This is a genomic window from Micrococcus antarcticus (assembly GCF_044872765.1).
In the GTDB taxonomy this organism is placed as follows: domain Bacteria; phylum Actinomycetota; class Actinomycetes; order Actinomycetales; family Micrococcaceae; genus Micrococcus.
In genome coordinates this window covers 241202-254430 of sequence record NZ_CP085253.1, presented here as the reverse complement: position 1 = coordinate 254430, position 13229 = coordinate 241202, and the positions used below count along the sequence as shown (strand labels likewise).

11 protein-coding genes, 1 tRNA gene and 2 pseudogenes are annotated in these 13229 nt (G+C 73.0%); 8 read left to right on the top strand and 6 right to left on the bottom strand.

Going from position 1 to position 13229, the window contains the following annotated elements; all coding sequences use genetic code 11:
* Nucleotides 1-28 precede the first annotated feature (28 nt).
* Nucleotides 29-946, bottom strand: coding sequence for an SDR family oxidoreductase (locus LG274_RS01225; protein WP_404464904.1), 918 nt, complete (start codon nt 944-946; stop codon nt 29-31).
* A 54-nt stretch (nt 947-1000) separates the two neighbouring features.
* Here LG274_RS01225 and LG274_RS01220 point away from each other — a divergent pair.
* Nucleotides 1001-1071 (top strand) — tRNA-Gly (locus LG274_RS01220).
* Between the two features lie 106 nt (nt 1072-1177).
* Complete coding sequence (locus tag LG274_RS01215) at nt 1178-2389, top strand: glycosyltransferase 87 family protein (protein WP_404464902.1); 1212 nt, start codon at nt 1178-1180, stop codon at nt 2387-2389.
* Nucleotides 2390-2498: 109 nt separating this feature from the next.
* Here the strand turns inward: LG274_RS01215 and LG274_RS01210 are convergent, their stop codons facing one another.
* The gene (locus LG274_RS01210) at nt 2499-3038 is read right to left on the bottom strand and encodes a hypothetical protein (protein ID WP_404464900.1); all 540 of its coding nucleotides are present in this window, start codon (nt 3036-3038) and stop codon (nt 2499-2501) included.
* 392 nt (nt 3039-3430) lie between these two features.
* Between LG274_RS01210 and LG274_RS01205 the strand changes: the two genes are divergently transcribed.
* The 3 genes and pseudogenes from LG274_RS01205 (at nt 3431) to LG274_RS01195 (ending at nt 4922) form a co-directional block, all read left to right on the top strand.
* A complete protein-coding gene (locus tag LG274_RS01205; protein WP_404466085.1) occupies nt 3431-3730 on the top strand; it encodes a hypothetical protein in 300 nt (99 codons plus the stop codon).
* Nucleotides 3727-3819 (top strand): annotated as a pseudogene (locus LG274_RS01200) (hypothetical protein); the annotation flags it as partial. The gene LG274_RS01205 and the pseudogene LG274_RS01200, both read left to right, overlap by 4 nt.
* Nucleotides 3813-4922 (top strand): alkaline phosphatase D family protein, encoded by a 1110-nt coding sequence (locus tag LG274_RS01195; protein WP_404465963.1) that lies wholly within the window; start codon nt 3813-3815, stop codon nt 4920-4922. The pseudogene LG274_RS01200 and the gene LG274_RS01195, both read left to right, overlap by 7 nt.
* A gap of 54 nt (nt 4923-4976) precedes the next feature.
* On the opposite strand, the gene LG274_RS01190 is transcribed toward LG274_RS01195, so the two are convergent.
* The 4 genes from LG274_RS01190 to LG274_RS01175 all read right to left on the bottom strand — a co-directional run bounded on the left by LG274_RS01190 (nt 4977) and on the right by LG274_RS01175 (nt 8877).
* Nucleotides 4977-5882 (bottom strand): Fpg/Nei family DNA glycosylase, encoded by a 906-nt coding sequence (locus LG274_RS01190; protein ID WP_298713388.1) that lies wholly within the window; start codon nt 5880-5882, stop codon nt 4977-4979.
* Nucleotides 5883-6356, bottom strand: coding sequence for a ribose-5-phosphate isomerase (locus LG274_RS01185; protein WP_248114986.1), 474 nt, complete (start codon nt 6354-6356; stop codon nt 5883-5885).
* Between the two features lie 86 nt (nt 6357-6442).
* A complete protein-coding gene (locus tag LG274_RS01180) occupies nt 6443-8008 on the bottom strand; it encodes a flavin-containing monooxygenase (RefSeq protein ID WP_404464897.1) in 1566 nt (521 codons plus the stop codon).
* A gap of 14 nt (nt 8009-8022) precedes the next feature.
* Nucleotides 8023-8877, bottom strand: coding sequence for an alpha/beta fold hydrolase (locus LG274_RS01175; protein ID WP_285179551.1), 855 nt, complete (start codon nt 8875-8877; stop codon nt 8023-8025).
* Between the two features lie 183 nt (nt 8878-9060).
* Here LG274_RS01175 and LG274_RS01170 point away from each other — a divergent pair, with 183 nt between their 5' ends.
* From LG274_RS01170 to LG274_RS01160, 3 genes and pseudogenes are all read left to right on the top strand, one after another.
* The gene (locus LG274_RS01170; protein ID WP_298713377.1) at nt 9061-9831 is read left to right on the top strand and encodes an IclR family transcriptional regulator; all 771 of its coding nucleotides are present in this window, start codon (nt 9061-9063) and stop codon (nt 9829-9831) included.
* A 129-nt stretch (nt 9832-9960) separates the two neighbouring features.
* Nucleotides 9961-12600, top strand: a complete 2640-nt coding sequence (pepN, locus tag LG274_RS01165) for an aminopeptidase N (RefSeq protein WP_404464894.1) — start codon at nt 9961-9963, stop codon at nt 12598-12600.
* Between the two features lie 82 nt (nt 12601-12682).
* Nucleotides 12683-13066: pseudogene (locus tag LG274_RS01160) on the top strand (OsmC family protein); the annotation flags it as partial.
* Nucleotides 13067-13229 lie beyond the last annotated feature (163 nt).

Below are 13229 nucleotides of genomic sequence, written 5' to 3'. Positions count from 1 at the left end.
CGCTGCCTGCAGGGCAGACTGTGGAATCCTAGCGCGCCGCGCGGTCCGGGGCGAAAACCGGGGGCGGAGCCGTCGGCGCCGACCGGCCCGTGAACGCGTCCATGGTGGCATTGACGCCGAGGACGTCCATGGCGGCGTCGAAGGCGCCGCCGGGCAGGGCGCGCAGGGGGGCGATGAGCCCCACGGCCCGGGGCAGGAGGAGCCGACGGCGGCCCGCCTCCACCGCGTCCAGCACCGCGTCGGCCACCGCCTCCGGCCGCAGGATCGGCAGGAGCGCGGGGGTGCGGGTGCGGACGCCGTCGAACATGCCGGTGCTGACGTAGTACGGGCACACGACGAGCGAGGTGACGGGGCTGCCCTCCTTGCGGAGCTCGGCGCCCAGCGACTCGGCGAAGCCGACGGCGGCGTGCTTGGAGGCCGAGTAGTCGGTCTGCCGGGCGACGCCCACGAGCCCGGCGGCCGAGGCCACCGTGACGATCGCCCCGCGCCCCCGCGCCCGCATCCCGGGGAGCACCGCGCGGGTGAGCCAATAGGGAGCCAGCGCGTTCACCTCGAAGGTGCGGCGGATCCCCTCCTCCGTGGCGTCCTCGAGGCGCGCGCCGGTCACGACGCCCGCGTTGTTGACGGCCACGTCCACCTCGCCCGCGCGCTCGGCGGCCGCGGCGACGGCGGGGGCGTCCGTGACGTCGATCCGCTCGGCGACGCCCTGGGCGCCCCGGGACGTGGCCTCCTGCGCGACGGCGAGCGCGGCCGCCTCGTCCCGATCCCACACGAGCACGCGGGCCGCGCCCCGCTCCGCCGCACCGAGGGCCATGAGGCGGCCGATCCCGGAGCCGGCACCGGTGACGAGCACGGTGCGACCGGCGAGCGGCAGGCGGCGCCGGACGGGGACGACGGAGCGGAGGCCGCGGGCGGCGGCACCGGGTGAGGGGGGACGAAGCGGCATGGCGCCTCCGTGCTAGTCTGGCTGGCGCTGGTCCGCGATCCTCGCGGATGGCCCGGGGATGTAGCTCAATGGTAGAGCCCCAGTCTTCCAAACTGGCTACGCGGGTTCGATTCCCGTCATCCCCTCGTCCGTCCCGGTCCGCCGTCATCTCCACGGCGGCGACCGGGACTTCTTCATGTCGGCGTCCTCCGCCCAGGTCGTGAGCCGATCCGAGCGAAGGAGCACCCGATCGTGTCCCACCGGCACACCGCCCCCGCGCCGTCCTCCCCGGCCGCCCGTGCCGCGGCCTGGGCGATCCCCGTCGCCGCCGCCCTGCTCACCGTCCTCCTCACGCCGGGGAGCGGGCTCGACCTCGCCGTGTACCGCGAGGGCGGCCTGGCCCTGCTGGACCCGGAGGCGGACCTCTACGCCCCGATCCTGGGCCCGGTGGGCGATCCGGGGCTGCCGTTCACATACCCCACCTTCGCGGCCCTGCTGTTCACCCCGCTGACCCTGGTCCCGCTGCCCGTCTCCCTCGGCGTGCTGACGGTGCTCACCGCCGTGCTGATGCACCTGGTCAGCCGCGACCTGACCGGACGCCTGCGCGCGGCCCTGCCCCGGTGGCGGGTGCCCGCCTGGGTGCTCACCGTCGTGGCGCTCCTCGCCATGCCCGGCCGTGAGACGCTCACCTATGGCCAGATCAACGTGGTGCTCATGGCCTCGGTCTACCTCGCGCTCGCCTCGCGCCGTCATCCGTGGGCGTGGTTCGCCGTCGCCGTGGGCGTGACCGCCGGCATCAAGCTGACCCCGCTGGCCCTCCTCCTGCTGCCCCTCATGCTGGGCCGGTTCCGCACCATCCTGCTGGCCGGAGGCGCCTTCCTGGCCACGCAGGCCATCGGCTTCCTCGCGGCCCCGGAGCCCACCTGGCGGTTCTGGACCTCGGTCCTGCGGGACCCCTCCCGCGTGGGCGGGATCGACTACATCGACAACGCGTCCGTGCGCGGGATGCTCGCGCGCTTCACGGAGCACGAGACGCTCCCGTGGCTGCTCGGCGTCGCCGTGGTGATCGGCCTCGTGGCCGTCCTGCTCCGGCGGGAGCGCGGACAGGACCGGATCGTCCTCCTGGGCCTGACCAGTGCCGTCCCGCTGCTGATCTCCCCCATCAGCTGGGTGCACCACTTCGTGTGGTGGCCCGTGTTCCTCTACGCGGTGCTCGCGGTGACGGCCGGGGCGCGGAACCGTGCGCTGCGGATCGCCGCGGTGACGGTCGCCGGCCTCACGCTGGCCGCTCTCGCGTACACGTCCAAGCACCTGGCGAACGCCTTCGGGGACGGATGGGTCAACGCGGCCACGGGCGCCGTGATCCCCCTGGGCATGCTGGTGCTGCTCGGGCTCACGCTTGCCGCGAGCCTGACGCGCCGGAGCGCGGACCATGCAGAGCCGGTGGAGCACTCGGCGCGCTGAGTGCGGCCCCGCCCGGCGCACACGACGAGGGGCCCGGCACAGTGTGCCGGGCCCCTCGTCGTGTGCGCCGGTTCAGGACGGGCCAGCCGACGTCGGCTTGGCGCGCAGGTCAGACCGCCGCGTTGAACCGCATGTTGAGCAGATCGATGCTGGGAGTGGCCGAGCCACGGGCCGAGGAGAGCTTCAGGCTGAACGAGCGGATAGGTCCGGCAAGGGTCACTGCCACCGTGCCGTTCACGCCCTCGGCAGTGACCGTGTACGGCGAAGCGGTGGTGCCGGCGCCCGTCGCGCCGTTGGAGAGCGTCGCCCTGGTCGGTGCCGGGGTGAGCGCGACCTCATCCTGGAACCCCTTCGCGCCGCTGTTCAGCACGGCATTGATCCCGGAGAGGGTGAAGGTGATGTTGGTGACCGCACGGTCGAAGGTGAAGGTCACCGTCGTGGAGCCCGAAATCGTGATGGCGCTGCCCGCACCGCGGATGGTGCCCCCGCTCGATGCCGCGACACCGACGAGCAGCGTGGGCGGAGCGGGCGTCACAGGCGGCGTGGTCGCGACGGGGGTGGCGGTGCCGGCGCCGGAGGCGGCGAACGCCACCGTGTACACGACGCTCGGTGACGCGGCGGCGAACGGGGCCGCGGCGACGGCAGCCACGGCGGGCACGCTCCAGGCCAGGCCGCGGACGACGGAAGAGCGGGAGACAGGAGTGGCCGGGTGCGGCATGCGAAGTCCTCTGCTGGTGTACGGGTGGTGGTGGGCCAGCGCTTCAACTGAGAGCCGGTCCGCCCTCCCGACAACGCCGAGAAGAGTATAGGCACAGCCCCGCACAACAAATTGGGCACCTCTGCGTCCAGGAATACCCCGCTGACCTGGGGGGTCGCGCCCCTTCGCAGGCTTCACGTCACCGGTGGCTTGAGGTGGTGTTCACCATCCCAGGCGAACGACGGTGCCGCAGGGGCGCGCGGCACCCGCCGTTCGCCCGGTGGGCCTGCATCATTCACGCCGTGGTCGCCCCGTCATCGCACCCCGCGCGTAGAACGGCCGCCATGGACTTCTCCTTCGTCTCCGCCGTCTCCCGCCGCGGTCTCCTCCAGTGCGCCGCTGCCGTCGCCGGCACCGCCGCCATCACCCTGCGGAAGGCCGACGCCGCCGCGGCGACGGCCCCCGCCCGCACCGACGTCTTCGGCTACGGCGTGGCCTCCGGCGTTCCCCTGGCGGACCGCGTGGTCATCTGGACCCGCGCCACTCCCCCGATCCCGGCCGCGGAGGCCGGGCGGCCACCCCCGGCTCGGGCCTGGGCAAGCCGCTCGTGGTGCAGAGGGAGGTGGCCCGCGACCCCGACATGAAGCGCGTGGTTCGCCGCGGCCACGTCAAGACGAGCGCCGCCTCCGACCACACCGTCAAGGTCGACGTCGACGGCCTGGGCCCCTGCACGCGCTACTGGTACCGGTTCAGCGCGCGGGGCGAGCACAGCCCGGTCGGCCGCACCCAGACGGCCCCCGACGTCGCCACGCCCTCCAGAAGTCCGACCCGGACCAGCAGGCCGCGCACCGGGCGCTTCCCTGGATCACGATCGTCGACGACCACGAGATCACGAGCGACGCGTGGGCCGACGGCGCCCAGAACCACCAGCTGGGCGAGGGCGACGACGCGGCCCGTAGGGCGTCCGCGCTCCAGGCCTACCTCGAGTGGACGCCGGTGCGGCTGCCCGACCAGTCGGTGCCGCACGAGGGGACCCGCTGCTTCCGCCGGTTCCCCTTCGGCGACCTCGCCCAGCTCAGCATCGCCGACACCCGCCAGAACCGGTCCCGCCGGGCCTGCGGCTTCCTGCCCCTGGGGAATCCGGTGACCGACGCGGTCATGGAGGATCCGGCCCGCGTGCTCACCGAGCCCGCCCGGACCCGGTGGCTGCAGGACGGCGTGCGCCGCGCCGCGGAGCTGTGGCACCCGATCGGCCAGCAGATCGTGATGACGCGGGTGCTGTGGCCCGGGGCCGCGCTCGGGGCGTCAGGCGCGACGATCGTCAACGCCGACCAGTGGGACGGCTATCGACCGGCGCAGCGGGACATGGTCGACTCCCTGTGCCAGGCGCGTGCCGACGCCGTGGTCCTCACGGGCGACACCCACTCCTCGCGGGCGAACGAGCTGGTCGCCGACCCTGGCGAGCGCTCGACCGGCGTCGAGTTCGTCTGCCCCTCCGTCTCCAGCGACGGCTTCTTCGAGTTCAGCGGCGGCACGGCCGACCCGGTGGGCGGCGTGACACGCACCCGTCAGCTCACCGGCGCCCTCCAGGCCATGAACCCCCACGTGAAGCACCTGGACGGGATCGGACACGGCTGGGTCTGCGTGGACGTCACGCCGGAACGCGTGCAGGCCGACTGGCACCCGGCCCCGCTGCCGACGGCGGCCGTGCCCGATCCGCGCGTCGTGCGCGGCATCGAGCCGGTGCACGCGTTCTCCTACGTCACCCGCCGCGGGGAGCGCACCCTGCGGGCGGCCGCCGGACCGGTCGGCCGGCGCGCCGACACGCCCCGCTGACGGAGCGGGCCGACCGCCGCCCCACAGGACGGACGACGGTCGGCCTCGGCACGGTCACGTCTGGCACACGGTGCAGCGGTACAGCTTCCGCGCGGCCATCTCTTCCACCACGATCGCATCCCGCCCGCACACCAGGCACGGCCGGCCGTGGCGGTGGTAGACGTAGGTCGCATGCTCGGGCCACGCCTCCTCGGCGGGAACGCCGGGCCGGTGCTCGGGGCGCGTCGTCACGATGCGTCCGAGACGCACGCCCTCGCGCATGAGCGCGGCGTTGTCGTCCCACAGGGCGCACAGCGCCTCCTCCCCCACGTCCCTCGCGGGTCTCCACGGGTCGATCCCGGCGCGGAACAGGGCCTCGGCACGGAAGATGTTGCCGATCCCGCTCGCGGCCGACTGGTCCATGAGCACGACGCCGATCGGCCGCCTCGTGCGGGCGGCGAGCCGCAGGAAGGGGGTGGGGTCGTCACCGTTGAGGGGGTCGGGACCGAGCGTCGCGGTCACCTGCTCCACCTCGTCGGCGGTGAGCAGCCGGCACTGCGCGGCCCCGATCAGATCCGCCCAGCCGTGCGCGGAGCGCAGGCGCAAGCGCACCGTGGGGGCCGGTGGCGGCGGGATGACCCAGCCGTCGTCGTGGGCGAGGCCGGATGTGGCCGGGCCGCCCTGCACCTCCCGCTCCCCGATGCGCCGCGGCGCGCCGATGGACGAGGCTGCGGCGAACGTCTCGTCCCCGCCGAAGGTCCATGCCCCGTACATGCCGAGGTGGACGTTGAGCGACAGACCGTCCTCGACGTCGGCGAAGAAGTGCTTGCCGTGCGCCCACGCGCGCTCGAGGACGCGCCCGTCGATCAGCGCCGCGCCCTCGGTGAACCGCCCCTGCGGGCTCGAGGCGCCCAGGGTCTCGCCGCCGAAGACGTCGGTGAACTGCCGCGCGAGACGGTGGATGGAGTGCCCCTCAGGCACTCACATCACGACCTCGCCGGTCACCTCGTAGCGCGCGATCTTGCCGATGCGGCGCACGTGGCGCTCGTCCTCGCTGAAGGGCTCGGCGAGGAACGCCTCGATGATCGCGGTGGCCTCCTCGAGGCTGTGCTGCCGGCCGCCCACGGCGACGACGTTCGCGTCGTTGTGCTCGCGGGCGAGCTTCGCGGTGCTGAGGTTCCAGGCCAGCGCGGCGCGGACGCCCTGCACCTTGTTCGCGGCGATCTGCTCACCGTTGCCGGAGCCGCCGAGGACGATGCCGAGGGAGTCCACTCCCTGCTCGCGGTCGGCGACGACGGCGCGGGCGGCGTTGATGCAGAAGCCCGGGTAGTCGTCCTGCGCGTCGTACTCGGTGGGTCCGTGGTCCACCATCTCGTAGCCGGCGGCGGTGAGGTGCTCCACCAGGTGGGCGGACAGCTCCATGCCGGCGTGGTCGGTGGCGATGTGGACGCGCATGCGCAGACTCCTCCAGAAGGACGACGGTCGGGTGGGGTCAGTCTACTGACGGCCCCACCCGACCCCCTGTCCCGGGGCGGGCCGGCTCAGATCAGCGCGACCGATCGCTCGGGCTCGCGCACCGGCATGGGCTCGGGCTCCCCGCTCGCCGAGGAGAGGAAGCCCTCCCCGGTGAAGTGGCCGTTGCGGGCGCGGAAGTCGTAGGCGTAGTCGGGCCAGATCAGCGTCAACTTGCCCGAGCGGGGGTCGACGTACCAGGAGTGGCAGCCGCCGTCCACGAGCCACACCGAGGTGGCGGCCCGCTCCTGGAGACGGTCCACGTACTCCTCCTGGGCGAGTGTCTCGGGGACCATCGTCCGGATCCCGTCGTGCTCCGCCCGGTCCAGGGCCTCCAAGATGTACGCGATCTGCGACTCGATGATGTAGACGATCGAGTTGTGCCCCAGCGAGGTGTTCGGCCCGTTGATGGCGAACAGATTCGGGAATCCCGCCACGGCCGTGGAGTCGAACGCCGCCATGCCGCTGCTCCAGTGATCGGCCAGGGAGCGGCCCTCACCGTCGTGGACGCGGTCCGCGAACGGCGGCTGGGCCGCCTCGAAGCCGGTGCAGAGGACGACGGCGTCGACCTCGTACCCGTGACCGCTCACGCCGAACAGCCGGCTCCCCTCGACGCGGTCCAGCGCGCTGTCCTCCAGGGTGACGTTGTCCCGGGCCATGGCCGGGTAGTAGTCGTTGGAGACGAGCACACGCTTGCAGCCCGGCAGGTACCGCGGCGTGAGGCGCTCGCGGAGCTCGGGGTCAGAGACCGCGGCGGCCAGGTGCCCGAGGGCCTGGGCCCGGACCTGGTCCAGCGCGGCCGGCACACCGCGGCGCTGGGCATAGTTCGACTCGGCGAACCAGAAGATGTCGTCGCGCTCGCGCTGCATGGTGTGCGGGGCGCGCTCGAACATGCGCCGCACGGCCGCGGAGTACGGCTTGACCACGCGCGGGGTGACCCACGCTGGGGTGCGCTGGAAGACGAAGAGCTCGGCCGCCGTCGCCGCCAGCTCGGGGATGACCTGGATCGCGGAGGCGCCGGTGCCGACGACGGCGACACGCTTGCCCTTCAGGTCCACCGTGTGGTCCCAGCGGGCGGAATGGATGACCTCGCCCTCGAAGGCGTCGAGACCCGGGACGTCCGGCAGGCGGGGGTCGGCGAGGTGCCCGGTGCCCATGATGAGCCAGCGTCCCGTGTAGGTCCCGCGCGGCGTCCGCACCGTCCACCGCTCCGTCTCGGGGTCCCAGTGCGCTTCGAGCATGTCCGCCCCGAGACGCAGGTGCGGGGTGAGGCCCTCGTCCTCGGAGAAGCGCACGAGGTAGTCCTGGATCTCCGGACCCGGTGTGTAGAAGCCCGACCACTGCGGGTTCGGCGCGAAGGAGAAGCTGTAGAGGTGGCTCGGGACGTCGCACGCGGCACCCGGGTAGGTGTTGTCCCTCCAGGTCCCGCCGACCTGCTGGGCGCGGTCCAGGATGAGGAAGTCCTCGCGGCCGTGACGCCGCAGCTGGGCGCCCATGCCGAGGCCGGCGAATCCGGAGCCGATGATGAGGATCTCGGCGGACTCGTCGCGCGGTGCGGGGCGCACGTCGGTGGTGGTGGTCATGGCGGTGGTCATGGCTGGCCCCTCTCTCAGGCGTGGGTCTCGGGGATGATCGCGCCGGCCGGATGGCGGTCCGGCTCGCGCAGGTGCAGGTCGACGATCTGCATGAGTTCTGCCGGGCGCTCGAGGAAGAAGGCGTGGCCGCTCGTCATGGTCGTCAGCCGCGCGTCGTCGATGATGCCGAGCAGCTCGTACTGGTGATGGGGCGGGACCATGATGTCCTCGGCGCAGGAGACGATCAGTGTCCGCGCGGTGACGGCGGAGAGACGGTCGGCGACGTCCACGCGGGCGTTCAGGTCCATCTGCCGGGCGGTGAACTCGTCCGCGGTCAGGGAGGCGAGCGCCCCGTCGAGCATGGCCGGGGTCAGGGAGCGCAGGGCCAGCGGGGACAGGCCGCAGAAGGCCGTGTAACGGGCCAGGGCATCAGGGCTCGTGGCGTACAGGTGCCGCCAGACCTCGTTGCGCAGGCGCTGGTGGACATCCGTCGTCGCCCAGCCGGCCACGAGCACGAGGTTCTCCACACGGCGACCGAGGTCGGCGGCCAGCTGCCCGGCCACGACGGCGCCGAGCGAGTAGCCCAGCAGGTCGAAGGCGGCGTCGGGGCCGAGGAGATCATCGACGGCAGCCCGCACCTGGCCGACCAGCAGGTCGACGGTCAGGTCCGCGGCGGGGTCGGCCGTCGGCGCCCAGTCCACGGCGATGACGCGTGTCCGCGTGGCCATCATCGGGAACAGGTGGCCGAAGTGCGAGTCGGTCGTCCCGCCCGTGCCGTGGACCAGCACGAGAGGCCGGTCGAGCTCCCCGGGTGTCACCGAGTCGTGGCAGGTGACGGAGGCACCGTCCACGCTGACGGTGCGCGTGACGGTCGATGCGGTCAGTGGCATGGGGCTCCTCCTGGAAACCGATATGTGGACTATTGGACCCGACACCTGCGATGTGACGCGCCCTACATTTCCCAGCATGGCGCGTTCAGTTCTCACATTGCAAGCAGGGGCGGCAGTCATTTAGTCCATTAGATGGAACTATCTCTGACGCCGGAGCTGCGGCACGATGGACCGGTGACCCCTATGACCCCGCCCACCGGCGTCCTGCCCCGTGCCGCCCTCGTGATGCGCCTGCTGCACGAGGCCGGACCCGCCGGCCTGCGGCTGAGCCAGCTCGTCCAGCGGACGGGTCTGCCCCAGCCCACCGCCCATCGACTGCTGGCCGACCTGGCCGAGGAGGGTGCCGTGACCCGACGTGGGGCCGCCTATGCACTCGGCGATCGGTGGGGCCCCGTCGGGTTCGAACCGGTGACGCCGCGGTGCCTGATCGAACGCGAGGCCAGCCGGGCCGTGGTCCAGGCCGCCGCGGACGAGCTGGGGGACACGGTCTACCTGGCGGCACGGGCCGCGGGCGGAGTGGCCTACCTCCTGCGATGCGACGGCGACTCCCCCGTGCGCGTCTTCACCGTGGAGGTCGGCGAGGTCAAGCGGCTTGCCGCCGGGTACGCCGGCATCGCGCTCCTGGCCTCCCTGCCGCCCGAGCGCCGGCGAGCGGAGGTGGACGCGGTCGTCGCCCGGCCTCCCCGTCGCTGGAACCTGACGGATGACGGAGCCCTGCACGACCTGCTGGACACCCTGCTGCGTCAGATGGACGAGCAGGGGTGGTGCGGCGGTGTGCCGGTCGTGCCCGGGGTGGCCGGAGTCGCCTGTGGCATTCCGGCGCGGACGGGAAGCATCCCCCAGGTGTCCCTCACGGCCTCGGCGGCCGAGCAGCGGATGCCGCCGGCACGCGTGCCCGAGGTGGCTGAGGTGCTGCGTGCGGCGGCGACCCGACTGGCCGAGATCGGGGGCTGAGCACACCGGCCGGCCCGCTCTGCGGTGCGCCGTCCACGACGCCCGGGCCAGGTGACACAATGGCGGGCAGTGAGCCGGGGCACATCCCGCACCGGCCGTCGTCGTCCCTTGCCTACCCCTGGAGGTTCCGTGAGCTCCGCACGCCTGAACATCACCCGCGAGGAGGCCGCGCAGCGCGCCGCCGCCCTGACCGTGGACGCCTACGAGGTGAGCCTGGACCTCACCCGCGGCGCCGAGCGCTTCGCCGTGACGAGCACCGTCACCTTCGCGGCGAGCGAGGACGCGGTGGGCTCGAGCACGTGGATCGACTGGGTGGCGACGACGGCGCCCCGCGCGGTCACGCTCAACGGCGAACGCCTTGACGTCGCGGACTTCGACGGCGCCCGCGTGGCCGTCGGCCCGCTGGCCGCGCAGAACACGCTCGTGGTGGAGGCCGAGGGCGACTACTCGACCACCGGTGAGGGCCTGCACCGCTTCGTGGACCCGGTGGACCAGGAGGTGTACCTCTACACCCAGTTCGAGGTGCCGGACTCCCGCCGCATGTTCCCCGTGTTCGAGCAGCCGGACCTGAAGGCGTCCTTCGCGTTCAGGGTCACGGCGCCGGCGCACTGGGCCGTCGTCTCCAACCAGCCGGAGACGTCCCGCCGCCCGCTGGGCCGCGTCGAGAACGAGGACAGCCTCGGCGGCGTGGACGCCGCCGTGTGGGAGTTCGCCCCCACCCCGCGCATCTCCTCCTACATCACCGCCCTCGTGGCCGGCCCGTACAGGTCCACGCATTCCGAGCTGAGCAGCGCGGACGGCCGCACCATCCCCCTCGGCGTGTACTGCCGCGCCTCCCTCTTCGAGCACCTCGACGCGGACGCCGTCTTCGACCTCACCCGTCGCGGCTTCGAGTTCTTCGAGGCGCAGTACGGCCACCCCTACCCGTTCGAGAAGTACGACCAGCTCTTCGTGCCGGAGTTCAACGCGGGCGCCATGGAGAACGCCGGCTGCGTGACGTTCCTCGAGAGCTACGTCTTCCGCGGCACGGTCACGGAGGCCGTCGTCGAGCGCCGCGCCATCACCATCCTGCATGAGCTCGCCCACATGTGGTTCGGCGACCTCGTGACCATGCGCTGGTGGAACGACCTGTGGCTCAACGAGTCCTTCGCCGAGTTCATGTCCACGCTCGCCGCGGCCGAGAACACGGAGTACACCGGCGCGTGGACCACGTTCTCCTCGATGGAGAAGAACTGGGCGTACCGCCAGGACCAGCTCTCCTCCACGCACCCGATCACGGCGCAGATCCGCGACCTCGACGACGTGCTCGTGAACTTCGACGGCATCACCTACGCCAAGGGGGCCTCGGTGCTTCGTCAGCTCGTCGCGTGGGTGGGTCAGGAGAACTTCATGGCCGGCGTGCGCGAGTACATCGCCAAGCACGCGTGGTCCAACACCGAGCTGCCGGACCTCATGACGGAGCTCGAGGCCTCCTCCGGCCGGGACCTCTCCGAGTGGACCCGCCAGTGGCTCGAGACCTCCGGCGTGAACACCCTTCATGTGGAGGTGGACACGGACGCGAGCGGCACGATCGCCTCCCTGCGCCTGCGCCAGACCGCGCCGGACGGCTCCCCCACCGCGCCCGGCGACGACATCCTGCGCCCGCACCGCCTCGCGGTCGGCTTCTACGACGTCGACGAGGCGACCGGCCGCCTGACCCGGACCGACCGCTTCGAGCTGGACGTGGCGGGCGAGCTGACCGAGGTGGCGGAGGCCGCGGGCCGCCGTCGCCCCGCGCTGATCCTGCCCAACGACGACGACCTCGCCTACGCCAAGATCCGCCTCGACGACGCCTCGTGGGAGGCCGCGTCCACCCGCCTGAAGGACGTGGACGGCTCCCTGCCGCGCACCCTTCTGTGGGGCGCCGCATGGGACACCGTGCGCGACGGCGAGGCCTCGGCCGCGTGGTTCGCCGAGCTCATCCTGGCGAACATCGGCGAGGAGCGGGACTCCACCGTGGTGCAGACCCTGCTGCGCCAGCTGGCGACGTCGCTGTCCCAGTACCTGCCCGAGGCGCAGTCCCGCCCGGCGCGCGAGCGCGTGGCGGACCGGCTGTGGGCCCTGACGGAGCAGGCCGAGGCCGGGTCGGACAACCAGCTGCAGTTCGTCAAGGCCTTCGCCCTGCACGCACGGACGGGCGCGCAGCTCGACGCCCTCGACGCCGTCGTGGACGAGCGCAGCGTGCTGCCCGGTCTGGACCTCACGACGGACCTGAAGTGGGAGCTGCTCACCGCGCTCGTGGCCGCGGGCCGCGCGGGCGAGGAGCAGATCGCGGCGGCCGCGCAGGCCGACGCCACCGCCACCGGCGCGCTCGCGGCGCTGCAGGCCCGCGCCGCCGTGCCCACCGCCGAGGCCAAGCAGGAGGCGTGGCGCCGGGTGGTGGCCGGCGAGCTGTCCAACACGGAGCAGCGCCAGGCGCTCATCGGCTTCGGCCGGGTGCACGACCGCTCCCTGATCGCCCCCTACGCCGAGGAGTACTTCTCCCGCATCGAGCAGGTGTGGGACTCGCGCTCGCACGAGATGGCCGAGACCGCGGCGACCCTCGGGTTCCCGGCGGCGCAGGTGGGCCAGGAGGTGGCGGACCGGGCGACCGAGCTCTCCGAGCGGGTGAAGGGCTCCCGCGCGGGCCTGTCCCGCGTGGTGGCCGAGGGCCGCGACGAGATGGTCCGCGCCCTCGCCGCTCGCGCGCATGCGGAGGAGAACGTGCACGAGGTGTCCGCCGCGGGCTGACGCGGCCTCTCCCCGGCACGGGGCCGGACCCTCGACGGGTTCGGCCCCGTGGCGCGTCCTGGCGCGGCACTAGGCTGGGAGGATGAAGCACACCTTCACGCTGCGCACCGAGTGGACCGGCGACCGCGGGACCGGCACGTCCGGCGTCCGCGACTACGACCGCTCCGTGGTCATCCAGGACGCCGGCGTCGGCGAGATCCACGCGTCGGCGGCCCGGCCCTTCCGCGGAGACGACTCGAAGTGGAATCCGGAGACCCTCCTGCTCGGCGCGCTCGCCGAGTGCCACACGCTCTCCTACCTGCACGCCGCCGCGACCTCGGGACTCGTGGTGACCGGCATGGCCTGCACGGCGTCCGGCGAGATCGAGGTGGAAGGCGACGGCGCGGGGCGCTTCGCCTCGATCACCCTGCGCCCCGAGGTGCGCCTGGCCGACGAGTCCCACCGCGGCGAGGCCGACGCCCTGCACGCCGAGGCGCACCGGCTCTGCTTCATCGCGAATTCGCTCGCCGCGCCGGTGACGGTGGAGCCGGTCGCCGGCCACGGCCCGGAAAGCGGGCCCGCGACGTCGTCCGGGCTCCCCGACCTGTCCTCCCGCCTGGGCGCTCCGCTCGCGGTGCTGCGCCCGCGCG